This window comes from Pseudohalocynthiibacter aestuariivivens (genome assembly GCF_018457175.1).
Taxonomy (GTDB): Bacteria; Pseudomonadota; Alphaproteobacteria; order Rhodobacterales; family Rhodobacteraceae; genus Pseudohalocynthiibacter; species Pseudohalocynthiibacter aestuariivivens.
Genome location: NZ_JAGFNU010000022.1, coordinates 1 through 23,308, shown reverse-complemented (window position 1 = coordinate 23,308; position 23,308 = coordinate 1). Strand labels below are relative to the sequence as shown.

Annotated in this window: 28 protein-coding genes; 14 read left to right on the top strand and 14 right to left on the bottom strand. The window is 53.8% G+C overall.

Annotated elements, in window-relative coordinates:
• Nucleotides 1-111: 111 nt before the first annotated feature.
• The 5 genes from J4E70_RS18425 to J4E70_RS18405 all read right to left on the bottom strand — a co-directional run bounded on the left by J4E70_RS18425 (nt 112) and on the right by J4E70_RS18405 (nt 2,967).
• Nucleotides 112-495 carry a hypothetical protein gene (locus J4E70_RS18425; protein ID WP_213891273.1) on the bottom strand — a complete coding sequence of 128 codons (384 nt, stop codon included), beginning with the start codon at nt 493-495 and terminating at the stop codon, nt 112-114.
• A complete protein-coding gene (locus tag J4E70_RS18420; RefSeq protein ID WP_213891271.1) occupies nt 496-780 on the bottom strand; it encodes a hypothetical protein in 285 nt (94 codons plus the stop codon).
• 954 nt (nt 781-1,734) lie between these two features.
• A complete protein-coding gene (locus J4E70_RS18415) occupies nt 1,735-2,310 on the bottom strand; it encodes a GNAT family N-acetyltransferase (protein ID WP_213891269.1) in 576 nt (191 codons plus the stop codon).
• Between the two features lie 185 nt (nt 2,311-2,495).
• A complete protein-coding gene (locus tag J4E70_RS18410) occupies nt 2,496-2,753 on the bottom strand; it encodes a DUF1127 domain-containing protein (RefSeq protein ID WP_246531864.1) in 258 nt (85 codons plus the stop codon).
• Nucleotides 2,743-2,967, bottom strand: coding sequence for a DUF1127 domain-containing protein (locus J4E70_RS18405; protein WP_213891268.1), 225 nt, complete (start codon nt 2,965-2,967; stop codon nt 2,743-2,745). The genes J4E70_RS18410 and J4E70_RS18405 overlap by 11 nt, the downstream gene beginning before the upstream one ends.
• A gap of 131 nt (nt 2,968-3,098) precedes the next feature.
• Between J4E70_RS18405 and J4E70_RS18400 the strand changes: the two genes are divergently transcribed.
• Together J4E70_RS18400 and J4E70_RS18395 are read left to right on the top strand one after the other, a co-directional pair.
• Entirely contained in the window at nt 3,099-4,010 is a 912-nt protein-coding gene (locus tag J4E70_RS18400) for a LysR family transcriptional regulator (protein WP_213891266.1), read from the top strand.
• Between the two features lie 42 nt (nt 4,011-4,052).
• Entirely contained in the window at nt 4,053-4,439 is a 387-nt protein-coding gene (locus tag J4E70_RS18395; protein WP_213891264.1) for a carboxymuconolactone decarboxylase family protein, read from the top strand.
• Between the two features lie 24 nt (nt 4,440-4,463).
• Here the strand turns inward: J4E70_RS18395 and urtE are convergent, their stop codons facing one another.
• The 5 genes from urtE to urtA are packed head-to-tail and all read right to left on the bottom strand — an operon-like array spanning nt 4,464 to nt 10,363.
• Nucleotides 4,464-5,159: an urea ABC transporter ATP-binding subunit UrtE gene (urtE, locus tag J4E70_RS18390; RefSeq protein WP_213891263.1), complete on the bottom strand. Its 696-nt coding sequence runs from the start codon at nt 5,157-5,159 to the stop codon at nt 4,464-4,466.
• Nucleotides 5,160-5,162: 3 nt separating this feature from the next.
• Nucleotides 5,163-5,903 (bottom strand): urea ABC transporter ATP-binding protein UrtD, encoded by a 741-nt coding sequence (gene urtD / locus J4E70_RS18385; protein ID WP_213891262.1) that lies wholly within the window; start codon nt 5,901-5,903, stop codon nt 5,163-5,165.
• Nucleotides 5,900-7,075, bottom strand: coding sequence for an urea ABC transporter permease subunit UrtC (urtC, locus tag J4E70_RS18380; protein WP_213891261.1), 1,176 nt, complete (start codon nt 7,073-7,075; stop codon nt 5,900-5,902). Before urtC ends, urtD begins: the two co-directional genes overlap by 4 nt.
• A gap of 4 nt (nt 7,076-7,079) precedes the next feature.
• A complete protein-coding gene (gene urtB, locus J4E70_RS18375; protein WP_213891260.1) occupies nt 7,080-9,029 on the bottom strand; it encodes an urea ABC transporter permease subunit UrtB in 1,950 nt (649 codons plus the stop codon).
• A gap of 59 nt (nt 9,030-9,088) precedes the next feature.
• Nucleotides 9,089-10,363, bottom strand: coding sequence for an urea ABC transporter substrate-binding protein (gene urtA, locus J4E70_RS18370; protein ID WP_213891259.1), 1,275 nt, complete (start codon nt 10,361-10,363; stop codon nt 9,089-9,091).
• 374 nt (nt 10,364-10,737) lie between these two features.
• On the opposite strand from urtA, the gene J4E70_RS18365 reads away from it, so the two are divergent.
• The 9 genes from J4E70_RS18365 (at nt 10,738) to J4E70_RS18325 (ending at nt 16,875) form a co-directional block, all read left to right on the top strand.
• Nucleotides 10,738-11,595 (top strand): urease accessory protein UreD, encoded by an 858-nt coding sequence (locus J4E70_RS18365; RefSeq protein WP_246531863.1) that lies wholly within the window; start codon nt 10,738-10,740, stop codon nt 11,593-11,595.
• Between the two features lie 3 nt (nt 11,596-11,598).
• On the top strand, nt 11,599-11,901 hold the full coding sequence (locus J4E70_RS18360; RefSeq protein WP_213891257.1) for an urease subunit gamma: 303 nt from the start codon (nt 11,599-11,601) through the stop codon (nt 11,899-11,901).
• A 21-nt stretch (nt 11,902-11,922) separates the two neighbouring features.
• On the top strand, nt 11,923-12,090 hold the full coding sequence (locus J4E70_RS18355; RefSeq protein WP_213891256.1) for a hypothetical protein: 168 nt from the start codon (nt 11,923-11,925) through the stop codon (nt 12,088-12,090).
• Complete coding sequence (locus J4E70_RS18350; protein WP_213891254.1) at nt 12,087-12,392, top strand: urease subunit beta; 306 nt, start codon at nt 12,087-12,089, stop codon at nt 12,390-12,392. Before J4E70_RS18355 ends, J4E70_RS18350 begins: the two co-directional genes overlap by 4 nt.
• Nucleotides 12,392-14,101 carry an urease subunit alpha gene (gene ureC / locus J4E70_RS18345; protein WP_213891252.1) on the top strand — a complete coding sequence of 570 codons (1,710 nt, stop codon included), beginning with the start codon at nt 12,392-12,394 and terminating at the stop codon, nt 14,099-14,101. The genes J4E70_RS18350 and ureC overlap by 1 nt, the downstream gene beginning before the upstream one ends.
• 9 nt (nt 14,102-14,110) lie before the next feature.
• Nucleotides 14,111-14,584 (top strand): urease accessory protein UreE, encoded by a 474-nt coding sequence (locus J4E70_RS18340; protein WP_213891250.1) that lies wholly within the window; start codon nt 14,111-14,113, stop codon nt 14,582-14,584.
• Nucleotides 14,529-15,221, top strand: a complete 693-nt coding sequence (locus tag J4E70_RS18335) for an urease accessory protein UreF (protein WP_343229488.1) — start codon at nt 14,529-14,531, stop codon at nt 15,219-15,221. The genes J4E70_RS18340 and J4E70_RS18335 overlap by 56 nt, the downstream gene beginning before the upstream one ends.
• Nucleotides 15,218-15,841: an urease accessory protein UreG gene (gene ureG / locus J4E70_RS18330; RefSeq protein ID WP_213891248.1), complete on the top strand. Its 624-nt coding sequence runs from the start codon at nt 15,218-15,220 to the stop codon at nt 15,839-15,841. The genes J4E70_RS18335 and ureG overlap by 4 nt, the downstream gene beginning before the upstream one ends.
• A gap of 401 nt (nt 15,842-16,242) precedes the next feature.
• A complete protein-coding gene (locus J4E70_RS18325; RefSeq protein ID WP_213891246.1) occupies nt 16,243-16,875 on the top strand; it encodes a tyrosine-type recombinase/integrase in 633 nt (210 codons plus the stop codon).
• A 652-nt stretch (nt 16,876-17,527) separates the two neighbouring features.
• On the opposite strand, the gene J4E70_RS18320 is transcribed toward J4E70_RS18325, so the two are convergent.
• The 3 genes from J4E70_RS18320 to J4E70_RS18310 all read right to left on the bottom strand — a co-directional run bounded on the left by J4E70_RS18320 (nt 17,528) and on the right by J4E70_RS18310 (nt 20,077).
• A complete protein-coding gene (locus J4E70_RS18320; RefSeq protein ID WP_213891244.1) occupies nt 17,528-17,860 on the bottom strand; it encodes a DUF4440 domain-containing protein in 333 nt (110 codons plus the stop codon).
• Between the two features lie 39 nt (nt 17,861-17,899).
• A complete protein-coding gene (locus tag J4E70_RS18315) occupies nt 17,900-19,336 on the bottom strand; it encodes an FAD-binding oxidoreductase (RefSeq protein WP_213891243.1) in 1,437 nt (478 codons plus the stop codon).
• 516 nt (nt 19,337-19,852) lie between these two features.
• On the bottom strand, nt 19,853-20,077 hold the full coding sequence (locus J4E70_RS18310) for a hypothetical protein (protein WP_213891241.1): 225 nt from the start codon (nt 20,075-20,077) through the stop codon (nt 19,853-19,855).
• 101 nt (nt 20,078-20,178) lie between these two features.
• Here J4E70_RS18310 and J4E70_RS18305 point away from each other — a divergent pair, with 101 nt between their 5' ends.
• Nucleotides 20,179-21,072, top strand: coding sequence for a LysR substrate-binding domain-containing protein (locus J4E70_RS18305; RefSeq protein ID WP_213891239.1), 894 nt, complete (start codon nt 20,179-20,181; stop codon nt 21,070-21,072).
• Between the two features lie 27 nt (nt 21,073-21,099).
• Here J4E70_RS18305 and J4E70_RS18300 read toward each other — a convergent pair whose 3' ends face one another.
• Nucleotides 21,100-21,363: a hypothetical protein gene (locus J4E70_RS18300; protein WP_213891237.1), complete on the bottom strand. Its 264-nt coding sequence runs from the start codon at nt 21,361-21,363 to the stop codon at nt 21,100-21,102.
• Nucleotides 21,364-21,530: 167 nt separating this feature from the next.
• On the opposite strand from J4E70_RS18300, the gene J4E70_RS18295 reads away from it, so the two are divergent.
• Nucleotides 21,531-22,295 (top strand): winged helix-turn-helix transcriptional regulator, encoded by a 765-nt coding sequence (locus J4E70_RS18295; protein WP_213891235.1) that lies wholly within the window; start codon nt 21,531-21,533, stop codon nt 22,293-22,295.
• Between the two features lie 198 nt (nt 22,296-22,493).
• Nucleotides 22,494-22,937: a YybH family protein gene (locus J4E70_RS18290; protein ID WP_213891234.1), complete on the top strand. Its 444-nt coding sequence runs from the start codon at nt 22,494-22,496 to the stop codon at nt 22,935-22,937.
• Nucleotides 22,938-23,308: the final 371 nt, after the last annotated feature.

Genomic DNA, 23,308 nt, shown 5'->3' with positions numbered 1-23,308 from the left:
CTCTGAGGCCGCAAAGAAAACACGAAAGGAAACACCGACATTGACCGCGAAATAAACGCTGATACATAATCAAGGGTGGGTCAAATCTCGGTGAAAATACCGGGTCAGTTCTCAACGCAAATCAACAGTCACCACGCCGGGACCTGAGTAACTGCCCTTAGACAGGTCTATCAGCCCCACTTCAGCCAACCGGTGAATGAAGGTGACGATGATCTTTGAAAGGTGAAGAGCGTTGTACCTAGAACCTGTTTGCCAAGCATTTGATGACATGGAAACACCGATGGAGAGCTTGGGATCGGTTGTCCAGGCAACATAAAGATCGAGAAGAACAACCTTTAGCTGGTCCTTGAAACGGGCCTTTGGTTTTGGTCCTGAAATCTGAACATGATGGTCTTTGAAGTGTTCTTCCCAGATACCGTCGACCAGTTCGTTGACTTCTTTGTGGGAAGACCAGCGATGCACATCAAGGGGACGAGAGTGTCGAGGGTCGATCAACTACTTACCAGTCTTACGATACAACCGCACATTTTCGCCTGTCTTTGCTCCGTGCTTGTCCATCTGAGCTGCGCCATCCATATCCTTTGAAACCCGAATACCTGGAACCAGACCTTGTTCAATTGCTTCTCGAGCGGCTTGACCATAGCCTTTGGGATTGGGCGCAACTTTTTCCCATCTATTTTTGCCGAATGCAGTCTTTAGAGTGAATGGCTCTTTCCCAGTGTATTCATCCGCTACTTGCGCTAATAGCTTTAGCTCACCGTCATCTAGTTCTCTAACCATAAATAAATCCAATCTTGTTCAATTTCACCACCGTCTACATAGGTGGCCCACTAACCGTTACGCAAGAGTTCCCCGGGCTAGATCAGTTCATGTCGACCGGTAGTAACCCCTCTGCTGATAGCTACTATGCTCAACGAGGACTACCGGAGAGGACCGCTGGTTACTGTTATCGGCGGGATCGTTTCAGGGCTTCTAGAGAAGAGAAAAAGGAAGAATAAAGAGGAATATCGGACAGGTAAACCTATCCTTCTTCATGCCTCTTCATCCTTACCTTTTCCATTACTTATACCTATTCCCCAGCCCCTGTTGGTGACGAGCGTAGCGAGGTGTTAGCGGAGCTCTAGGAACACCCCTAACACTCAGCCCGCACCAATCCAGCACCCGCCCGAAGCACCTGAATCCAGCTCACCGACACTGGGGCAGTATTTGGGGCCTTTTCGAAAGGCTGGAACCTTGAGTAGCTGATGTTCAGAGTGGAAAAGCTAGGTGGCTGTGGGTGCAGTCTGGAGCTAACGAGTCTCAGGTGATTTTCCCTGTTAAACAGGGAAAGAACAGGGAAAATCTGCGAATTTGGAGCAATTTAGTGGGGGAAGCGCGAAATACGGGCTTGGTTCCAGTAAATTACGGGGTGTTTCCCTGTAACAATTAACAGGGTAAATTATTGCCGGAACAGGGAAAGAAATGTCGCTAACAGGGAAGGGGGGAGGAAGAGTGGAAGAAACGACAGATATCTCCATTGGGCCCAAAGCCGCCGTTTGTGATTGCAGAAGCGAACTTCCGTTTTGAGCCCACACCGGAAGTGTCAGGATCTTGCTGCGTGCGCTCGCAGCGCGGAAAGTGCTGCGAGAGCGTAAAATCCGGTGCCGCCACGCAGCGGGAAAACCGGCCATTCGTGGAAACCGCAGCAAACAATAGAGGTCGATTTCACAGACTGCGGGACAAAGAATGATTTCGCTACAGCTCCCCAGAACGGCTGCTTCGCTCAAATAGCTCGTGAGTGTAACCCCTGGTTTCTCCGACGACCTCTTTCATTACAGACGCGAGTTTTGGCCAATAGGAATGGAGGACAGCATCAACCGCATCGTGATTGCTGCGCAGCAAAGCATGATGCTTTGCCGCCAGGTGCCTCACGCGGCTGTTTTCTTTCAGGCACGTCATCTGAATGGTCCTGACGCCTCGATTCTGGGCCATTGCGAATATGCGTTCAAACAACGCATCCCCTATCCCGTTATTCTGCCAGTCAGGTTCAACAGAAATTGCAGCTTCGGCCTTTGACGGCCAAGATTGAAAGACCCCGCGCAACTCTACAACACCACGCAACCGCCCATCGACAAAAGCGCCGCAGACAATGCTGTCACCGCCAAAGATGTTCTGGGCGTATTCTAACATTCCATCGTCGTTAACCGTTCCACAAAACCGCGCGCGACGAGATCGGACATCGAGACGTAAAAAATGATCGCAAATGTTGTCTTGATTGGCCGCAGAAAGACGTCTGATCAGGATATCCTGAAGGTTTCTCTTGAGACGCATTGCTCGGACCTCATGTCTGTCCAAAAAGTTAGGGCCAGCATCTTCGGGAGGAGGTGAAGATGCTGGCCCTGTGCATTGGCGCTCCCTGTTGGTTTTTTTTGCCGCCGCCGCTCATGCTGGCTTACTCTGGGAGGAGCGAGAACCAGCACTTTTCGTGTATTTCTCAGACCGATCGGCCTGTTTGCTTAATCGTTCGCCATGAGTGATTCTGCGTATTTGGGTATGTCGGATCGCTGGATGCCGATCTGGGTAAGCTGATGGTCGCTCATGTTCGAGAGCGTCGACAGCATCCGGGCCATTTGAAGGGTTTTCATTGCGGAGTGTGCTCTGGCCCCAAACCGCAACAGCATCGAAAAAAGCCCATGCGCCATCTTTGACAAAAAGATCGAAGTGGTGCCGACGTGACGGCCATCTGGTCCAACTGTATGTGAGTTAGTGGTCATAAGCGGCCTCCATAGCCAATCTCTTGATGTTGCTACGCGGAATGCCCAGGTCTCTCAGATCACGATCCGTGAGCTTCGAGAGTTCAAAATAGGTGGCGCGATAAACCTTACGCCCGGCCAGAGCCTGTCGGACCCGATCACGCTTTTGATGAAAGATTGAGCGGGCAGCATCCAAAACGACATCTAGCCCAGAATTTGATCGTGTAACTGCCATGTGATTACCTCGTCTATTGCTGCGATGCAGTATTTATGCTGCACTGCAGAGATACGGATGTTTGGTAGCGCTCACAATTGGGTGATTTGGCAAAGGACCTGTTCCGGATTGGCACAGGGAAGTGATGTAAAATGGATATTTCTGCGCAGATGTTGACCTTTGCGACCGTTGTTGAACGCGGCAGCATTTCGGCTGCGGCACGCAACATCGGACAGACGCCCTCTGCGGTCAGCAAACAAATTGGTCTGCTTGAGGATCAGGTTCACTACCGTTTGCTTAATCGGACCAGAACGGGCGTGACACCGACACAGGAAGGTCAGGAATTCTACGAAAAGTGCAAAGCCATGGCGGAAAAGTACAAAGAGGCCGAAGCGCTAATCCTGAACTTGGACGGTATCCCGCGTGGGATGCTCAGAATCGCGTCCAGCGTTGCATTTGGTAAGTCTCAGTTGATCCCTGTTTTGCCTGCATTTCTAGAGGAAAATCCCGACGTTCAAGTCTCATTGGAGCTCACAGATCGCGTTGTCGACTTGCAGAGCGAGGGCTTTGACGCCACCATATGTTTCGCCGAACAGCGTAAAATACCCGACATCATGGTCCGTCGCATCATGCAAAGCCGTCGGGTCTTGTGTGCGTCACCTGCCTATCTGAAACGGTGCGGAACCCCCCAAAGTTTCGAAGAACTGAGAGAGCATAATTGCCTTAGGATTGTTGGAAATAGCGAGCGGAACTCCTGGGACAACCCCGAACCATCCAATGACCAAGGCTTCGAAGCAAAGGGACGTTTTGAGGGAAACAGCACTGACGTTGTCTATCGCGCAGCGCTTGCCGGGATTGGTATCGCGCGGTTGCCCTGTTACATGGCGGACCAAAAATTCCAGTCGGGTGAGTTGGTCCATGTTTTGCCGGAATACGCGCCACCAAGTACTGACATTGCCATCATGTTTGCAGACAAACGTAACCTCGCACCAAAAACACGTGCGTTCATTGATTTCCTTGTGCGTCAATTTCGGGATGTCCCTGAATTGAAAATGACAGGTTAATAATCGTTGGCACGAGACAAACTATCGAAAGTAGGAAGCAACATGACGGAAAATACAACACAAACAGGTAGAGAGCTTTCTGAACGTTTGAACCCCGGGATGGAAGACGCGTTGAATGCGCGCTACGGCCACCTGCTCCCCGGAATGGCCGAGGGGGTCGTCGACTTTGCATACGGTCGCCAATATGCCCGACCTGGGTTGCCATTGCGTGACCGATATCTGGCAACCATAGCCGCTTTGACTGCACTGGGTGGTCAGACAAGACCGCAGTTGATGGTTAATATTGCGGGTGGTCGCAAAGCCGGATTATCAAAGGAAGAAATTGCAGAAGTCATTTGGCAGATGGCGCTCTATGGCGGTTTCCCATCCGCGATCAACGCGCTGAATGCCGCGTTGGAAGTGTTTGAAGCAGAGGATGACAATATTTAAGGAGCCAAGTTTAGAAATTACAATTTAGACCGACACTACCGCTAATATGTCTTCACGCGTGATCTGGTTTTTGGTGGCTTTCTTTATTATTTCGCCGCGTCTCAGAACAACAATCTGATCCGCCAGTTCAAATGCGAAATCAAAGTACTGCTCGACCAAGATAATCGCCATATCCCCACGGTCACGCAGCAGGCTTATGACTTTTCCGATGTGTTGAATGATGTTGGGCTGGATGCCTTCCGTTGGCTCATCCAACAACAGTAGTTTTGGCTTGGTGATCAGCGCGCGGGCAATGGCCAGTTGTTGCTGTTGCCCGCCCGACAGATCGCCACCGTGACGGTGCGCCATTTCTTTCAAAACAGGGAAAAGCTCAAAGATATTGTCGGGGACAAAGTGCTCTGATTTGGGCAGGCACGAAAATCCCGTTTGCAGGTTTTCGCGTACTGTCAGCAATGGAAAAATATCACGCCCCTGCGGGACATAACCGACACCCATCTGGGCCATCTTATGCGCCCCTGACTGACCCAACAGTTTACCGTCAAATGTGATATCCCCGGTCGAGCGCGGATGCGTGCCCGAAATCGCCTTGAGCAGACTGGTTTTACCGACACCATTGGTGCCCATAACACAGGTCACCTCACCCAACCTGGCATGCAATGAGATATCATAAAGAATTTGCGAATTGCCGTAGTGTAGGGTGAGGTTTTTTACGTCCAACATATTCTATCGTCCCAAATAGACGTCGATGACGTCTTGGTTTTTGGTGACATGATCAAGCGAGCCTTCCGCAAGGACAGCGCCTTCATGCAGCACAGTGACCTTGCAATTGAGACGCCTCACAAACTCCATATCGTGTTCGACCACAACGACCGCGCGGGTCTTGGCGGCGTCCACAAGGATGGCCGTGGTTTTTTCTCGCTCCGCAGGGGTCATGCCCGCAGCGGGTTCATCCACCAACAGGAGTTGCGGTTCCTGTGCCAGCAACATACCTATTTCCAGCCATTGTTTCTGCCCGTGGCTCAGCTCTCCCGACACGCGCAAAAACGCGTCGGCGAGGCCGATCTGATCAGCGAGTTCTTCAACGCAGGCAAAGTCCGTTTTCGAGGGTTTGAAAAACAATACGGCCAAGGGCGCGCGGTCTTTGCGCAGGGCCATCATCAGATTTTCCTGCACGGTTTGTTCCTCAAATACTGTCGGCTTTTGGAATTTCCGACCGATACCAGCTTGGGCGATCTTGGCTTCGGACATCCCGATCAAAGAGATGCTCTTGTCACCCCAAAGAATATGGCCTTCATCGGGCCGCGTTTTGCCAGTGACGATGTCCATAAACGTCGTCTTGCCCGCTCCATTCGGTCCAATCACAGCGCGTAACTCTGCATCGGCGATTTGGAACGACAGGTTGTTGATGGCGCGAAACCCGTCAAAACTGACGGTGACACCCGAGACTTCGAGAAGCGTGCTCATGCGTCTGTTTCCTTGCGCTTGCGTTTCAGCAAATCGATCAAGCCGCCGATGCCATTCGGGGCGTATAAAGTGACCAAAACAAAGCAGAGGCCCAGTAGGACGAGCCACCAATCCACCCATTTAACCGTGTAAAACCCAAGCGGCACATCTGGTGCCTGACCGCCTGTAAACCAACTGGACACAAGACTGACAAACGCCGTACCGATCACCGCGCCGTAGAGCCTGCCGCGCCCACCGATGGCCACCCAAACGGCGAGGTAGATCGAGGCAATTGGGGCGACTTCGGCGGGATTGATGATGCCTGCTTGCGGGTAATACAGCGCCCCCGCGATGCCAGAGATACAAGCAGTGAGCGTGAAAACGGCCAACTTGTAGGTCTCAACCGAATACCCCAGAAACCGCACGCGCGCTTCGTTGTCGCGAATGCCCCGAATGACGGAGCCAAATTTGCCGGAGACAATCCATGCCACCAGAAGATAGCCCAGCCCGAGGACCAGTGCCGAGGCCCAGAAAAACCATAATGAGACTACCGATTGCGGGGCTGTGATGCCGGGAAGGTTTTGTAGCCCTGACAAGCCGTTGTTGCCGCGCAATCCACTGGCGTTTTGAAAGAGATAGAGTGACAGGCCCAGTGTCATCGCTTGGGTCAGGATCGACAAATACACGCCCGTGACGCGGCTGCGAAACGCCAGCCAGCCGAACACCAGCGCGAGGATGCCGGGGACCAGCACCACAAAGGCCAGTTGCAAAACCAGACTGTCGGCAAAGGTCCAAATCAGCGGAAAGTCACTGCTGCCTACGACACCGAAAATCTGGTTGCCGATGCCCGTGGTGACTTCTTCGGGTGTGGGCGGCAACACCCCATCGGACAGGGAGTTCACGACAATCTGGCGGGTCCGTTCATACATCAACCACATGCCGAGCATGTAACCTCCAAGGCCGAAGAACGCGAAATGGCCCAACGACAGGATGCCCGTGTATCCCCAGATCAGGTCCATCGCGATGGCGATCAGGCACAAGCACAGCGTCTTGCCCAAGACTTTGACGAAACTGGTTGAGATAAGGCCGATGCCAAAGCCTTCGGACAGTACCGTGACCCCCAGTGTGAAAAGCGCCAATATGGCGAGGAAGATCAAGACCGACGGGTTGCGCGCAATGAATGATCTGTTCATGGGCTTAATCCCCCGCCGCGCGGCCTTTGAGGGCGATAATGCCCCTTGGCCGGAACTGAATGAAAATGATGATAAAGATGATCATATAGGTCTGTGCCGCCAAGGTGTTTGAAGGGTTCAGGAATTCGACACCCTTCTGGAAACCGCCAATCATCGCAGCCCCCGCCAACGTGCCCCAGATGTTGCCAACGCCGCCGACAACGACGGTCATAAAACTTTGGACGATATAGTCGCTGCCCATCTCGGAGGTCACTTTGGCGAACAGCCCGATGGCGACACCTGCGATCCCTGCAATCCCGGATCCAAGCCCGAAGGTCAGCATGTTCACGCGGTCCGGATTGATCCCCATGCTCGCCGCCATCTTCGGGTTTTGGGTGACCGCACGGGTTTCCAAACCCAATCGCGTCCGCTTCATGATGAACAGGAACAGCGCCAAAAACAGCAGCGCGAGGATGAAAATGGCGATGCGGATATAGCTGATGGACACCACATCGTTGATGGTCCATGCCCCGTCCAGCCAAGCGGGCGAGGTCAGCGGGCGGGCTTGAGTGCCAAAAATATTCTTGGCCAATTGTTGCAGCGCAATGGAAACCCCAAAGGTCGCAAGCAATGTCTCAAGCGGACGGTGGTAGAGCCAGCGCACAACGAGGCGTTCGAGTGCAACTCCGGCGGCAAAGGTTACTGCGAACGCCAGCGGGACAGCAATCAGGATCGAGGCGGTGTGATTGGGCACAAACAACTGCACAACATAGCCGGTATAGGCCCCCATCATGATGAACTCGCCATGCGCCATATTGATAACCCCCATGACGCCAAAGGTGATGGCAAGGCCAATGGCGGCAAGGAAATAGATCGAAGCCAGCGAGAGCGCATCGAGACCTAGATCAGCCGCCTGACTGATCGCGACGCGGGTTTCGGATGCTGCAAGGGCGTCCTCGGCAGCTGTTGTGACCGTTTGGGAAGGTTCCGTGTAGACATCGAAGAAACGAAAATTGGCGAGGCTTGCGTCTATGTCCGCTTGGGTTACCCGAGGCCGTGCCAAGTCACCTGAAACAAGCGCATCATAAGCCCTGTCGCGCGCTGCTTCGGTGGACAATTGCGCCACCGGAAAACCCGCGATCCGGCCCCCTTCAATGTTCGCCTGAAGGGCGGCATCGCGGGCATCCGCCGTAATCTCGGCTGGCGCATCACCCGCAGCGACCAAGAGCGCATATGCCGCTTTGCGCGTCAACGCATCGCTGCCGGCGATCACCTCTTGGGCGATATTCGCATCCGGTTGAGTTTGGGCGAGAACTCTTGTGGTGCTCAGGATCGGGTTCAGCGTTGCGCGAAAATCGACACCCAGATCACCCGACATTTCGATGATTGCCGCCACGCGGTTCGGCACGGATGTGTCATAGGCCATCGTCATCAACCGCTCCAAGCGTATCTTGCGGGAGAGGATGTTGGGGTCTGTCTCCCCTTGCACGGATGCACGCAGTGGTGCCATCAACGCCGCCTGGGGATCACGGGAAATCGAGTTCAGCGCATCAGCGCGTTTGGCAGGGTCAGGATCGGAAAGTTGAAATTGTACCAATGCCGTGGCGATCATCGCCCGCACGCCGCTGTTGGGTTTGAGTTGTCTGAGATCGGTGGAGGCGGCGGTGCCGACATCCGCACCACTCTCAAAGTTTCGAAGCGTATATGTGCCATCCGCGTTCTTAGTAGCAACGAAAAACAAACCATCCGCCTTACGCTGCCACATCTCTTTGGCCTGCCAGATCTCGAGCACCGTCTGCATCTGTGGCAATCCGCTTGCCACCAGCGCGTCAATCGCGGGGCCAATTGTGCGGCGGGAACTTTTCTCGATCAACGCACGCTGGCTTTGCAATACGTCTTGAACGGGTGTCGTCTGGGCGATTGCAAAGTGGCCAAAGGGCAGCGCAAAGCACAAGGCCAGCAGCAAGGTCTTCATAATTCAACTCCGGGAAATCAGAGGTCAAGGGCACGCTGAGGCGTGCCCTTGCAGATGGTTCAGTAGTTGGACAAAGTCTGCACGCAGCTCTTTGTCTCGGTATTGTACATACCGCAGCCCAAGTCCTTCCAATCCGACACCAACTTGGCGGATTCTGGTAGGAAATCAGTCCATGCATCGCCGGGCACCTCAGCGGTCTGGCTGATGATGTCGAACTGGCCCTCTGCCGTGATTTCGCCAATCAGCACCGGCTTGGCGAGGTGGTGGTTGGGCAGCATGACGGCTGTACCACCGGTCAGGTTAGGGAATTCCTGCCCGTACATCGCCGTCCGCACGGCGTCTACTTCAGTACTATCTGCAGCCTCAACCGCGTTCACCCACATGTTGAAGCCGATGTAATGCGCTTCCATTGGGTCGTTGGTCACGCGTTCTTCGCCCATTCGCTCTTTCCACGCTGCGATCCATTCGGCGTTGGCACTTGTGTCAGCGGATTGGAAATAGTTCCACGCAGCGAGATGCCCGACGAGGTTGCTTGTGTCCAGACCGGACAGTTCTTCTTCCCCGACAGAGAAAGCCACAACCGGAATATCATCCGCCGAGATACCCGCCGCCGCCAGCTCTTTATAAAAGCCGATGTTCGCATCGCCGTTGATGGTTGAGATCACACCAACCTTTTTGCCGTCCGCGCCAAGAGCCACAACATCGGCCACGATTTTAGACCAGTCAGAATGGCCAAATGGCGTGTAGTTCACAAAGATATCAGTGTCCGCGATGCCTTGGGATTGCAGGTAGGCTTCGAGAATATTGTTTGTGGTACGTGGATAGACATAATCGGTCCCGAGCAGCGCGAATTTTTCAATGCCAAGCTCTTCGAGAAAATAATCCGTTGCTGGGATAGCCTGTTGGTTTGGTGCAGCCCCTGTGTAAAACACGTTCTTGGAGCTTTCCTCACCCTCGTATTGAACGGGGTAGAACAGCAAACCGTTCAGCTCTTCGATAACGGGCAGCACAGATTTACGCGACACAGAAGTCCAGTTGCCAAAAATGACGTCGACCTCTTGAACCGTCAGTAATTCGCGCGCCTTTTCGGCGAAGAGCGGCCAGTCAGAAGCCGGGTCGACAACGACCGCTTCAAGCTGACAGCCCAGAACACCACCTTTGGCGTTTTGCTGGTCAATCAGCATCTCCATCGTGTCCTTCAATGTGGTCTCGGAAATCGCCATCGTGCCGGATAGCGAGTGCAGCACACCCACTTTGATCGGGCAATCAGCGGCCATGGCAGGCAGGGCCGCAAGCGTGGCAAGGGTAGCGGCAAGAGCAGTTTTCGTTTTCATGTGATATCTCCTTGCAGGGACAACCGCCGCATCTTGCTCTCGCAAGGCATGGGCATTAGCTGTTCCCTGCAACTTAAATGTTGCAATCCGTGTGGCGGCTGGTCTGAGGTCCAATTCATCCGGTCGTCACACACCCCTTTTCTACGCCGTCGCGATTCGACGGTTGGGGATGCATCAAGGTTGCTGCGTTGCAGCACTGAGGGCAATTTTGTCTGCGCGTTAAGTGATCCATCATACGTGATTGCTCAAATGTTGTGCGTCATTCGCTCCAACTGCCGCGCAATTAATCGTTTGCACGATTTCGCAGGATGTTATTGGTCTAATCTCTGCCGCATCGCGCCTCGATGTGATGGAATCACAGGCGACACGACAGATTGCCGGGGCCACTTATCAACCAACTACTGCATACCGATTTGCCCCGAACGGGTCTCTCCCAGCCTCGCGCGCAAGGCACGGGAAAGCTGTCTGTCTTTGGTGATGAGCATGGCGTGACCCGCCTGCGTGACCTGCGCCAGTCAGGATCGCTCAGGTTGGTATTCCCGCGGACCCATAGGCCGGATGCCGAGGCGATTTTGGTCAATACGGCAGGTGGCATCACCGGCGGCGACCAGTTTTCCCTCAATATCAAGGTGCAAACCGGTGCTATCCTAAGCATTACCACCCAAGCCGCCGAGCGCGCCTACCGCGCCCAAAGTGGCGAAATTGCCTGCGTTACAACGGATGTGTCGGTTCAAGACGGGGCCAGCCTGAATTGGCTGCCGCAGGAGTTGATCCTGTTTGACAGTTGCGCGTTGCAGCGCCGTTTGAGTGTTGATCTGGCACCGCACGCGCGTCTGTTGATGGTGGAATCCGTAGTCTTCGGCCGCGCCGCCATGCGCGAAGTGTTGCACGACGTGAAGTTTCAAGACCGAATCCGGATCACACGCGATGGCCGCCCGCTCTATATCGACGGAATAGACCTGCACGGCGATGCCGCCGCACATCTGACCCGCCCCGCTATCGCAAATGGGTCCGTTGCCATGGCAAGCGTCGTGATGGTTGGCCCCGATGCGCTGAGCCACCTCAAAACAGTGCGCGAACTGTTGCCGCAAACTGCAGGTGCCACCATGCTGGCTGACGATGTGCTGGTGATCCGCCAACTTGCCAGCGACAGTTTCGAACTTCGGCGCAACCTGATCCCCATCCTTGAGCACCTTTCAAACAACACTTTACCCACGTCATGGAGGCTATAAGCCATGCAACTGACCCCTCGCGAAAAAGACAAACTGCTGATCGCCATGGCCGCTGAGGTCGCCCGAAAACGCTTGGCGCGCGGTGTCAAACTGAACCATCCCGAAGCCATCTCTTTGATCACCGACACGGTCGTTGAAGGCGCACGGGATGGACGCTCTGTCGCGGATATGATGGAGGCCGGCGGTCATGTCATTACTCGCGATCAATGTATGCAGGGCATCGCCGAGATGATCCACGAGGTGCAGGTCGAAGCCACTTTTCCCGATGGGACCAAGCTGGTCACTGTCCACAACCCTATTCGCTGAAACTGTACAGAAGGACTTGATATGAAACATCTGCTTGCCCCATTGTTTTATGTGTTCACCGCCTCTTTGGCCGCAGCGCATAACAGCGCACATTCTCATCACCACCTGAATGACCCCGGCTGGTTGCCTGTTGTGGGGGGAATACTGCTCATTGCGGCGGCCTCGGTCCTGCTGGCGACACGCAAATGATCCCCGGAGAGATTTTCCCTGCCACAGGCACACTGACCCTCAATGCAGGTGCGCAGGCCCTTACCCTGATGGTGGCAAACACTGGCGACAGGCCGGTTCAGATCGGTAGCCATTATCACTTCGCCGAGACCAACCCGGCACTGGAGTTTGACCGCAGTGTCGCGCGTGGCCTGCGCCTCGATATCGCCTCCGGCACCGCCGTGCGGTTTGAACCCGGCCAGCGCCGCGAGGTGCAGTTGATCCCCATTGGCGGCGCGCGGCGGGTGTTTGGGTTTAACGCCCAGGTTATGGGAGATTTATAATGCCTGTTGAAATCCCCCGCGCGCAATATGCGGCGATGTATGGTCCCACCACTGGCGACAGATTGCGCCTTGCCGACACCGATCTGATCATCGAGGTGGAACGCGACCTGACCACATACGGCGAAGAGGTAAAGTTCGGCGGCGGCAAAACCATTCGTGACGGCATGGGGCAGTCGCAAGTCACCCGCGCGGATGGTGCTGTCGATACGGTTATCACCAACGCGTTGATCATCGACCATTCCGGCATTTACAAAGCTGATGTCGCGCTCAAAGACGGGCTTATCCACGCCATCGGCAAAGCAGGCAACCCCGATACACAGTCGGGTGTCGACGTCATCATTGGTCCCGGCACCGAAGTCATCGCGGGTGAAGGTCGCATTCTGACCGCAGGCGGTATGGACAGCCACATCCACTTTATCTGCCCCCAGCAAATGGAGGACTCCTTGCATTCCGGCGTGACCACCTGTTTCGGCGGCGGCACCGGCCCTGCGCATGGGACGCTGGCCACCACCTGCACACCGGGGACCTGGCACATCGGCCGGATGTTGCAGTCCTTTGACGGCATCCCGATGAACATCGGCCTGTCGGGCAAAGGCAATGCGAGCCAACCCGATGCTTTGGTCGAAATGGTCAACGCGGGTGCCTGCGCGCTGAAATTGCACGAGGATTGGGGAACCACACCCGCTGCGATTGATTGCTGCCTGTCGGTGGCCGACGACATGGATGTGCAGGTGATGATTCACACCGATACCCTGAATGAAAGTGGCTTTGTTGAACATACCGTCGCCGCGATGAAGGGACGCACGATCCATGCCTTTCATACCGAAGGTGCGGGTGGTGGACATGCCCCTGACATCATCAAGATTTGCGGTGATGCCAATGTTCTGCCGTCTTCGACGAACCCAACGCGACCCTTCACGGTGAACACGCTGGAAGAGCATCTGGACATGCTTATGGTCTGTCACCACCTTGATAAATCCATCCCCGAGGACATCGCCTTTGCCGAAAGTCGCATCCGGCGCGAGACAATCGCGGCCGAGGATATCCTGCATGACATGGGTGCGTTTTCGATCATCGCGTCCGATTCACAAGCCATGGGGCGCGTCGGTGAAGTCCTTATCCGCACATGGCAAACAGCAGATAAGATGAAGAAACAGCGTGGGCCGTTGGCGGAGGAAACCGGCGACAACGACAACATGCGTGTCCGCCGCTATATTGCGAAATACACGATTAATCCCGCGATTGCTCAAGGGGTGAGCCATGTCATTGGTGATATTTCCGTGGGCAAACGCGCCGATCTGGTACTGTGGAATCCGGCGTTCTTTGGGGTGAAGCCCGAGATGGTTTTGATGGCGGGCAGTATTGTGGTGGCGCAAATGGGTGACCCGAATGCGTCGATCCCCACACCACAACCGGTCTACAGCCGCGCGATGTTTGGTGCCTATGGCTCTGCGTTGCGCAATACATCGATCAGCTTTGTCTCCGGTGCCGCGCAAGATGCGGGCATTGGTGATACGCTCGGCCTCGCCAAGCAAACCGTCGCTGTCAAAAATACGCGCAGCATCGGCAAGGCAGATATGATCCTGAACGATACTCTACCACAGATAGATGTGCATCCAGAGACCTATGAGGTCCGTGCAGACGGCGTTCTGTTGACCTGCCAACCCGCCGAAGTGCTGCCGATGGCGCAGCGCTATTTCATGTTCTGAGAGGCCCTTATGACACAGCTTCCTATTGCGCAAACCCTACACCGAAAGGGCCATTGGAATGGTCCTGCAACAACTTGCGAGTTGGATTACACCGAGCGGTTCCTACGCCGCAAACGGTTGACCATGACATCTGGCGAACCCTTCATCGTCGATCTGGCCCAAACCACCTCGCTTGACGAGGGCGACGCGTTGGAGCTTGATACAGGTGCGCTGATCCGGATCTCCGCCGGAGTTGAAGCCCTCTATAAAGTATCCGGCCCCGACCTTGTCCGACTGGCGTGGCATGTCGGCAACCGTCACACACCGTGTCAGATAAACACGGATCACCTGTTGATCCAAGCCGACCCCGTGATTGGTCACATGCTCGAACATCTTGGCGCAGTTGTTGATCCTGTGAGCGCGCCTTTTACCCCCGAAGGAGGTGCCTATGGTCATGGTCGCACCCATTCCCACGAACACGTCGCCACCGCGCATGACCACTGAACACGATATTTTGATCCTTGCGCAATGGTTGTCACCTGCCTTTCCTGTGGGGGCCTTTGCCTATTCGCACGGGTTGGAAACCGCCATTCATAGCGGCGCGATTGCCACGGCGTGTGACCTGCAAGACTGGCTCACTTGTGTGCTGAGCCATGGCAGCGGGCGAAACGATTGCATCTTGTTACGCGCGGCGTATCGCAGTGGTCCTCAAGCCGCTCTGGATGAGGTGAATCAAACTGCCCTCGCGGTGTCCGCATCGAGCGAACGCATCCGCGAAACACAGCTTCAGGGCAGTGCTTTTTCGCAAACAACCTCCGCAATCTGGGGCAGTGATAAGACCGAGTTTTGCTATCCTGTTGCCGTTGGGCATGCCGCCGCGCAGTTGTGGTTGGATGTCGATCTAACCGCAGCGTTTTATCTTCATGGCTTTGTCAGTAATTTGGTATCAGCGGCGGTGCGTGCTGTACCCTTGGGCCAAACCGAAGGCCAAAGGGTTCTCGCGGCGCTGATCCCCATGTGCGACCAGATTGTTCAAGAAACGCAATGCACTACGCTGGATGATCTTAGCAGCACGGCTTTCCTCTCCGACATCGCCGCGATGCGACATGAAACCCTTCAACCCAGGATATTCCGCTCATGACACGACTTAACGGCCCTTTGCGCATCGGTATTGGCGGCCCTGTTGGGGCTGGTAAAACGACGCTGACAGCCTGCCTTGCCCGTGCCTTGCAGGCAGACTTTTCGATTGGAGTGATCACCAATGACATTTACACCCAAGAGGATGCAGAGGCATTGATGCGGATGCAAATCCTCCCTCAGGACCGTATTATCGGTGTCGAAACAGGCGGCTGTCCGCACACTGCCATTCGCGAAGACGCTTCTATCAATTTGGCCGCTATTGCGCAGATGCGTGCACGGCATCCTGATCTTGATATCGTGTTGATCGAAAGCGGCGGCGATAACCTGTCAGCGACATTCAGCCCTGAACTTGCTGACGTGACAATCTATGTAATCGATGTGGCGGCAGGAGAAGATATACCGCGCAAAGGGGGCCCTGCGTTGACCAAGTCGGACGTGCTGGTGATCAACAAAACCGATCTTGCCCCGCATGTTTGCGCATCATTGGATGTGATGAAACAAGACTGCGAAAAAATGCGCGGTGGCCGGCCATACGTTTTTTGCGCACTTCGGCACCGTGATGGGGTGGACAAGGTCCTTAGCAGCATCTCGGAAGTCGGGGGGCTCGTCAAAGTACGTTGACGGCAGGCCAAATCACTATGCATCTCAGTTCAAGTTCACTCGCGCTGAGTTGAGTTGAGTTGAGTTCAACAGGGCTGCTGACAGCAAAGCCAGTAAATATTAATGCTGCCCTGGCGACGCTATTTGCAAGATTGGAGAAATCAAATTTCGGGGGTTTGTAGTCGTTGACAGCACGGAAAGCTTCGACGCACCGAAAGTGCCAACGCAATGTCTGCTCCAATCCTTTTGCTTCCATTGGTGTTAATTGAATCACCCGGTAGAATGGATTCCTACCCGCCTAATGCTTGTGCAGAAATACCTGGCGGCGCGCCCATCGTGAAGCCGACATAAGGCTTTAGGCTAAAATACTTCGTCGGCGCTGTGTTGATGTTTGGGCAGGAGGGTTGGATGGAGGGCAAATCATGCCGAGAGTCCAACTTCCCGTCGTCACCCCGAAACGCAGAGCTTGGAACAAAGGTCGCCTTGTCGGGCAAAAGCGTCAGCTACTTCCCAAACAGGTCTGGGCCATCCGCGCACGCCTTGAACTCGCAGGCAATCTCCGCGATCTGGCTTTGTTCAACGTCGCAATCGACAGCAAGTTGCGCGGTTGCGACTTGGTCACGCTGAAAGTTACTGACATAGTAAGGGACGACAGAATTCGCGAAAGAGTGTCCGTCATTCAAAGCAAAACGAACAAGGCTGTGCAGTCTGAACTGGCTGAAAACACGCGAGAAACGGTGAGCAACTGGATCAGGTCTCCTAAAATGTTCGGGTGTCAGTTCATGTTCCCCAGCCGTTTTCATAACCGCCCGCATATCTCAACACATCAGTATGGGAGGTTAGTTCGCGATTGGGTTGTTTCGATTGGTCTGGAACCCAGTGGTTACGGCACCCATTCAATACGCCGAGCAAAAGTGGCTGAAATCTACCGCAAGACTGGTAACCTACGTGCCGTTCAACTTCTGCTCGGCCACACAAAAGTTGATAGCACCGTCCGATATCTGGGGGTCGAACTTGAAGACGCGTTGAGTATCGCTGAACAAATCGACATTTAAGAAAGCTGGCGAACGGCACCTGCCGTTAGTCATTTCGAAGCGGCCGTGCCTGTTTGATACTTCCTATGGCAGCGCGTGAGCCCCAATGTCTCCGATGCTGCAAAGTGTTTGAATGGCGGCGGCTTCCACGTACAATTGGTAGCCGCCAAGTGACATTCTGGTAGTTCCCTCGCTTGATTGCCTGTGTCTAACGCTTGACGCCACCAAAGCGCACTCCGCTGGCTATTCGCAACTGGTCACAGCGGGACGGCTCAAGAAGGACAACATGAAGAGTCTGTCAGTTCTCGATATTCTCCTGAAGATTGAGGATGAAAGCGGACGATGAGTTCGCTAAGGCGGGCGGAAACTTGCCCCGTGACCTGGCTGTTTTATCTCGTCCCAGCGAAAATGCGGTTTGGGTTTGGCACCTGGACGCAGGTTTCAACGACCGCTTCGGTGACATGCAATGCGCTCCAGCGCAAACTTTGCCGCATGCGCCAAAGAATGCTGCGTCAGCGAAGCTGATAATCCTAAGGACGGGTTTGTCCGCTCAGCAGACATTTGAAACAAGTGCCGCGAACTACTGCTTCGAGCCCAGAGCGGACGTGTGCCACCGAATACAGTAGTCGTAGCGGTCACGTCCAAACTCGAGCCTATCGCAGGGGTCGGCTTTTCACTGCGCCAAGGGCGTTGCACCAGTCTCCAGTCTTGTGATCTTGCCGTCTAGAAGACTATACGAGGCTAGCACGGCTTCCCTCGTACCATCCGGATAATCATTTACCGAATGGACGACTAGAATATCGTCGTTTTCGTATAAACATCGACGATTACCCATATCTGCTCCACCTGCACTCATCATTTTCCTTAGCATTTCGGAAATCTGAGGCTTGTTCATTTCCGTTCCGTTTTGATGGCGAACGAAGACGCAATCATCGGCCATCAAATCAATATATGCCTCAGCATCTCGGTTCTTTGTCGCGGCATCCAGTTTCTGAAAGATCGACATTTCGTCCTCCTGATTATTTCCCGTTATATGTGGCGCAGCTCATTCTGCTGCTTGTGGCAACCCGGCAGGTTTGATGTTGTGATTAAGCCGGAACAGGTTCCCCGGATCGTACCTGGCTTTTACTCTGCTTAGGCGCTCCATGTTGCCGCCATAGGCGCCAGTGACGCGTTCAATTTCATCGTCAGGCATGAAGTTTACGTAGACACTGCCCGTCGAGTATTGGGCGGTATCGTCGAAGAGCTTGCGCGCCCATCCGATGCAGGCGTCATCGCCTGACGCATCCTCCCAACGCGTATGTACGTTCATTATAAAATGCGATGATCTTTGTGGATATGCCGTGGCATCATCTGCAACCCGAGCCATTGCACCTCCGACATGCGCAATGAAAACTTCACAGTTAGGGTCGGGCAATGACTGTATTGCGTTCAGAAGAACTGATACTGCTTCGCCTGGCAGCCCGTTAAAATCATGACTCTTCCAGTAGTTTCTCATGCCTGGTGTCAGCAAGGGATCAAAAGCTGTTTGCCAGCCTACGAAGGGAGATGGTCCAATAACGTCGGCTACGGGATTCCCGAGTGCACGCAGTTGTTTGAGTGACTCTCCGCCATCTTCCTCATCGCCAATATAGCAAATAGCAAAAACAAGAACCTCCTTGCCATGCCAGTCTTCAGTAAGAAACGGCAGCGGGGGTGCTTTACGCATAACCACCCATATAGTGAGCTCATCCGGAGCTGAATTAGCGATCTTGCCGAATTCTTGCAGAAGTGACGGAGCGTCCTCGAGCGGATGTACTATCAAACCTGCCAGTACTTCCGGTCCTACGTCGTGAAGCTGGAACTCAAATGAGGTAACAATTCCAAAATTGCCGCCTCCGCCTCGAATAGCCCAGAACAAATCTGCGTTTTCATTAGCGCTCGCGCGAACAAACGCGCCGTCAGCGGTCACAATATCTACGGATATTAGGCTGTCTATTGTCATCCCGAATTTGCGCGTGATCCACCCAAATCCTCCACCTAGTGTCAATCCCGCGATGCCTGTCGTGGAATTAATGCCCATCGGCAAAGCCAAAGCATGAGATTGCGTCTCTTTGTCCACGTCGCCAAGGGATGCACCGGGCTCTACACGGGCCGTCTTCATGGTTGGATCAACACGGACTGAGCGCATCTGAGACAAGTCGATAAGCAACGCCCCCTCGGCAACGGCATGTCCGGCGATCTGATGCCCCCCCGAGCGAATAGCAACTAGAAGGCCGTTGTCACGGGCAAAGTTGACCGCACTTCGGACGTCGCTTGTGCCCATTGCTCTGACAACAAGGCCAGGCTTTCGGTCCACCATCGCGTTCCATATTGTACGGGCTTCGTCATACTCACTGTCGCCGTCCGAGAAAACGCCGCCACGTAGCGATGCGGCAAGGTTTTCGATCGCTTCCGCATCGATACTCGTTACCTTACCGTCCAAAGTTTTAAGTCTAGTCATTTATGAGTCCCCCATTAGTAATGAAGGGTCCTCGCCTGGCACATGCCTCAGATACAGAATATTGTTCTTTGGCCTTCTATAACATATCCTGATGAGCTTGTTGAAAGAGAAAATATGGGTACGCCAGCCCCATCTGGTCTTGAACGTAAGGAGGCCTGCCAAAGTCCGCTTTGTCCTGTGGTTTCAACGATAAGTAACCAATGTCTGCTATTGGTGCAGAGCGCATAGGGGGAGGGTCCATCTTTCAACCGTTTAGAACGGGACCGGCGCGGGTGGTCAAATTTAAGCGTGGGCAGAATCAAGACACTTTTCCGAAGCGTTAACGCGCGAGGTATGGGGCCTTACAAAATAGTTAGTCCCGCGAAGCGGACAATCGCAACAACAGGCTCGTACGACTGTAGTGCGGACTTTGCTGCCTTTCGCTGATTTTCTCGGATGCACTCACTGAGTAATGACTCTCTAGGATTTGAAGTGTTGGCACCAGTTGTCAAAGTGACAAATTTTTGTGGTCGGCTTTCAGCGGATTAACGGCATTCTTGCGACTGTGGATCTTTCCAGTTCGTGCTCATCTATCCCCGCATCCTCGCGCAACCGCGCATTTAGGTGGTTCAGGTTAAGCTGAGGCTCAAAAAGCCGCATGAGAGCTTTCAGTGCTTTACGACGACGCGCAGAAAGGGTGAAATTGCCCCGCACGTCAGGTGTTTCAATAGCCTCAAACTTGCGTTGATAAATGTTTTCCATGTCTGCCTCCGGTTTCAGTTTGAAGACAGACTGCATCTGCGCGGCCCAATGCTCAAACGCCGTTCCTTGACAACAATTGTTCCAAAAAGTCACAAAGGGGGATGCCTAGGTCTCTTCCTCCCTTAAACGCATTACGCGCCTTCGAGGCTGCAGGTCGGCTGGGCAGCTTTACAAAGGCGGCCAAGGAACTGAACGTGTCGCATTCCGCGATCTCTCGTCATGTGCGCGGGCTGGAGCAACGCCTCAACGTGCATCTCTTTCGCTCTGAGAACATAGGAGTGGCGCTGACTGATCAGGGCCATTCCTACCTTGCAGAAATCACCCCTGCCTTCGACCAGATTGCCCAAGCGACAGAGATGCTATCGGTCCCGCCAGAAGGCGCGGTTACACTGACGACCGAAAGCACAATCGCCCAGAAGTGGCTGGTGCCTCGGCTCGCCAATCTCAAAAAACTCCACCCCGATATTGATCTGAGGCTTTCGGTTGCGACACAAGTCATGGATATCGAAGCGCATGATTTTGACGTTGGGCTGCGTTACTTGCGGAGCGATCCGCCCGCAGGCTATGACCTGCTTTTCCCTTCGATCGTTCGGGCCTATGCGGCACCAGGCTTCGCGCCCATAAATAATGGGGCTCTGGACCTTATGTCCCTTGCCAAGGGCCCATTAGTAGAAGAAGCAACCTTCCGAATTTGGCCCGAATGGTTCAAAATGGCAGGACTTGAGGACGTCCCGGACCTCGATTTGCCACACCCACTCAGCGCACTTCTCGCCATCCAATCCGCGGTCGCGGGACTGGGTGCTGTGCTTATGGATGAATGCCTCTGCGAGCCAGAGGTTCAATCGGGCGCCCTCGTTGAACTCTCCGACGTCGAGATTCCATTTGGCGGTTACTATCTTGCGGTCAACAGCCGTGCGGGACGACGCAAAGCCGTTCGCGCGGTCCGCCAATGGCTTCTCGATGAACGCGCCAACTCCGAGGGACGCGAAACTTAAAGGGTTCGTACGCCTACCTAGCCCAACCTACCAATTTCCTGACCTGATCTGAACTCTAGTGCCGAGATCCGTAACCGCCTCTTGCGAAAGTGATGCAGAGTTGGCTGCATCGATGTCGCCCGGAATGAGGCCAACATCACGCAAGTGTCGCGACGAGAGTTTTCCAAGCGACTTATTGATATTTCTGCGCGTATGCATTTCGGCCACTGACGCTCGGCAACTGCCAATGAGGCGAACAAAGAGTATCCGAAGATACACGCGGCTGGGTTGGTCGAATTGAGTCTGTGTCATTTTGAACCTCCAGTTTACAGAGTTCTGGTTGCTTCTATTTGTGCAGATAGGTTCGCAGAATGTGACTATGGCTGGGTAGTGCAGGGAATGTATTAACTCCGGTACTGTTTCTGAACTAGATCGATTTGCAAAGAGGCAGTACCTTGTCCTTAGGAAAGGTGAGATTGATGCCTAGTAAACGATACGGAGCTATTTGCCCGATTTCGCATGCCTGTAAAGTTGTGGAGCCGAGATGGACAATTCATGTACTGACCGAATTGTGGGCAGGTTCGACGCGGTTTAACGACATCCGCCGAGGAGTCGGCAATATCTCTCCGGGGCTTCTGTCAAAACGCCTGAAGGAGTTGGAAGTTGCTGGGATGGTGGATCGCATCGAGAACAAGGCGACCGGAACGGTAGACTATTTTCGAACGCAAAAAGCGATTGATCTGGAACCAGCGCTGAATGCGTTAGGGGTCTGGGCACAACAAAATATCGCTGCCGAAATCGCCCTTTGCGACACAGACGTATCTGCGCTGATGTGGAAGCTACGCCGAGAAATTCATACAGAGAAATTTCCGGCACAGCGTGTCATTTTTCAGTTTCACTTTAATGATGAGAACTTGGCGCGCGACACATTTTGGATAGTGTTCTATCCCGGCGGAGAGCGTGATCTTTGCGTCACTAAACCAAGCTATGACATCAATCTTTATATCGAAACCGACCTTGTCTCCTTGGGAGGTATACTGACGGGGCGGACAAACATCGGACGCGAACTTGAAAATGGCTCTTTGTTTCTCAGCGGAGACACAAGGTTAGCGCGGACGATGAACCAATGGCTCCCATTTTCTTACTATATTGACGTTGAAGGGATAGTGCCACTTCGCGCCAAAAATGAACCCCATGCGGAACGCTCCGGTGATAGAAAAGAACACGTCTGTATGACCGAGTGAAAAGCACTTCGGCCTTGTGTGTTTACGTCTGTTCACGGCTTGGTGTGGAGCTTAGACATAACAAATGTGCGGCAGAATAGCGGAGCGTTTCCGCATGTGAAGCCAGATTTTCTGGAGTGAAGTACCGCTGGGTACATTCTCAATCAGGCAGATTCTAGAGAGCAGTAGTGTTTGGCATCTATTTAGGAAGGAAGATTTATGGGACATTTTGTCAAAACCATAGTTGCGGTAATCGCAACCTCGACAGTTTCTTTTGCGCATGCAGGATCGGCCGAAGACATTGCTGCGCGCGTTGAAACATTTGAAGCGGCGTTCAAAAGTGGTGATGCAGCTGCTGTAGCGTTGCACTATACGACCGACGCCGCACTTCTTGCTCCTGATACAGCCCGCATTGATGGGCGTGATGCAATTCAAGGATTGTGGCAAGCTTATGTAGATGCCGGAGTGGTTGACCTGCAGTTAACGACAGTTGATCTTGAAGACTTGGGAAATACCGCAAATGAAATAGGCACTTACACCCTAACAGCGCCTGATGGTAACGGTGGAATGGTCCAAGCAGGTGGAAAATATATTGTTGTCTGGAAAGCGGATGATAACGGTGTTTGGCATCTGCATTGGGATATCTGGAACAGCACTCCTTAAGCTTTGCATAATAGGCCTTTTTAGTCGGCAGTTTCAACCGTTTGGCCATGGTCGGCCATTGGTTGAAATTGCTGAAGCGAATGTTTTTTGGCTGTATCGAGCCTCGCGCATCACCGATACAGTCCATCTGCATCGGTCACATGCAATTCGAAAGTGCCAGCACTTTGTCCGCTCAGAGCGGTAACCTGACGCAATAGCTCAGGCTCTAACGCCGTTTTGATGGGCTGAATGTCGGCGGTGCGGGGGCGGTTTCAACGGGTGGTCGCAACACTTTAGTCTTTTTGGAAAGATGGAGTGTTAGAGATGAAATATCGGACGCGGACGTTTTACACGGACAAACAGAAATCTGAGATGTGGGATCGGTGGCAGCG

What these genes read in the sequence shown, in the direction of transcription:
- urtD (WP_213891262.1), bottom strand. Translation starts at nt 5,903, where the DNA reads ATGAGCACGCTTCTCGAAGTCTCGGGTGTCACCGTCAGTTTTGACGGG.
- urtA (WP_213891259.1), bottom strand. Translation starts at nt 10,363, where the DNA reads ATGAAAACGAAAACTGCTCTTGCCGCTACCCTTGCCACGCTTGCGGCC.
- J4E70_RS18410 (WP_246531864.1), bottom strand. Translation starts at nt 2,753, where the DNA reads ATGACCACTAACTCACATACAGTTGGACCAGATGGCCGTCACGTCGGC.
- J4E70_RS18320 (WP_213891244.1), bottom strand. Translation starts at nt 17,860, where the DNA reads ATGTCGATCTTTCAGAAACTGGATGCCGCGACAAAGAACCGAGATGCT.
- urtB (WP_213891260.1), bottom strand. Translation starts at nt 9,029, where the DNA reads ATGAAGACCTTGCTGCTGGCCTTGTGCTTTGCGCTGCCCTTTGGCCAC.
- J4E70_RS18420 (WP_213891271.1), bottom strand. Translation starts at nt 780, where the DNA reads ATGGTTAGAGAACTAGATGACGGTGAGCTAAAGCTATTAGCGCAAGTA.
- ureG (WP_213891248.1), top strand. Translation starts at nt 15,218, where the DNA reads ATGACACGACTTAACGGCCCTTTGCGCATCGGTATTGGCGGCCCTGTT.
- J4E70_RS18355 (WP_213891256.1), top strand. Translation starts at nt 11,923, where the DNA reads ATGAAACATCTGCTTGCCCCATTGTTTTATGTGTTCACCGCCTCTTTG.
- ureC (WP_213891252.1), top strand. Translation starts at nt 12,392, where the DNA reads ATGCCTGTTGAAATCCCCCGCGCGCAATATGCGGCGATGTATGGTCCC.
- J4E70_RS18325 (WP_213891246.1), top strand. Translation starts at nt 16,243, where the DNA reads ATGCCGAGAGTCCAACTTCCCGTCGTCACCCCGAAACGCAGAGCTTGG.
- J4E70_RS18315 (WP_213891243.1), bottom strand. Translation starts at nt 19,336, where the DNA reads ATGACTAGACTTAAAACTTTGGACGGTAAGGTAACGAGTATCGATGCG.
- J4E70_RS18400 (WP_213891266.1), top strand. Translation starts at nt 3,099, where the DNA reads ATGGATATTTCTGCGCAGATGTTGACCTTTGCGACCGTTGTTGAACGC.
- J4E70_RS18360 (WP_213891257.1), top strand. Translation starts at nt 11,599, where the DNA reads ATGCAACTGACCCCTCGCGAAAAAGACAAACTGCTGATCGCCATGGCC.
- urtE (WP_213891263.1), bottom strand. Translation starts at nt 5,159, where the DNA reads ATGTTGGACGTAAAAAACCTCACCCTACACTACGGCAATTCGCAAATT.
- J4E70_RS18395 (WP_213891264.1), top strand. Translation starts at nt 4,053, where the DNA reads ATGACGGAAAATACAACACAAACAGGTAGAGAGCTTTCTGAACGTTTG.
- J4E70_RS18340 (WP_213891250.1), top strand. Translation starts at nt 14,111, where the DNA reads ATGACACAGCTTCCTATTGCGCAAACCCTACACCGAAAGGGCCATTGG.
- J4E70_RS18295 (WP_213891235.1), top strand. Translation starts at nt 21,531, where the DNA reads ATGCCTAGTAAACGATACGGAGCTATTTGCCCGATTTCGCATGCCTGT.
- J4E70_RS18310 (WP_213891241.1), bottom strand. Translation starts at nt 20,077, where the DNA reads ATGGAAAACATTTATCAACGCAAGTTTGAGGCTATTGAAACACCTGAC.
- J4E70_RS18415 (WP_213891269.1), bottom strand. Translation starts at nt 2,310, where the DNA reads ATGCGTCTCAAGAGAAACCTTCAGGATATCCTGATCAGACGTCTTTCT.
- J4E70_RS18335 (WP_343229488.1), top strand. Translation starts at nt 14,529, where the DNA reads ATGGTCATGGTCGCACCCATTCCCACGAACACGTCGCCACCGCGCATG.
- J4E70_RS18300 (WP_213891237.1), bottom strand. Translation starts at nt 21,363, where the DNA reads ATGACACAGACTCAATTCGACCAACCCAGCCGCGTGTATCTTCGGATA.
- urtC (WP_213891261.1), bottom strand. Translation starts at nt 7,075, where the DNA reads ATGAACAGATCATTCATTGCGCGCAACCCGTCGGTCTTGATCTTCCTC.
- J4E70_RS18290 (WP_213891234.1), top strand. Translation starts at nt 22,494, where the DNA reads ATGGGACATTTTGTCAAAACCATAGTTGCGGTAATCGCAACCTCGACA.
- J4E70_RS18405 (WP_213891268.1), bottom strand. Translation starts at nt 2,967, where the DNA reads ATGGCAGTTACACGATCAAATTCTGGGCTAGATGTCGTTTTGGATGCT.
- J4E70_RS18350 (WP_213891254.1), top strand. Translation starts at nt 12,087, where the DNA reads ATGATCCCCGGAGAGATTTTCCCTGCCACAGGCACACTGACCCTCAAT.
- J4E70_RS18305 (WP_213891239.1), top strand. Translation starts at nt 20,179, where the DNA reads ATGCCTAGGTCTCTTCCTCCCTTAAACGCATTACGCGCCTTCGAGGCT.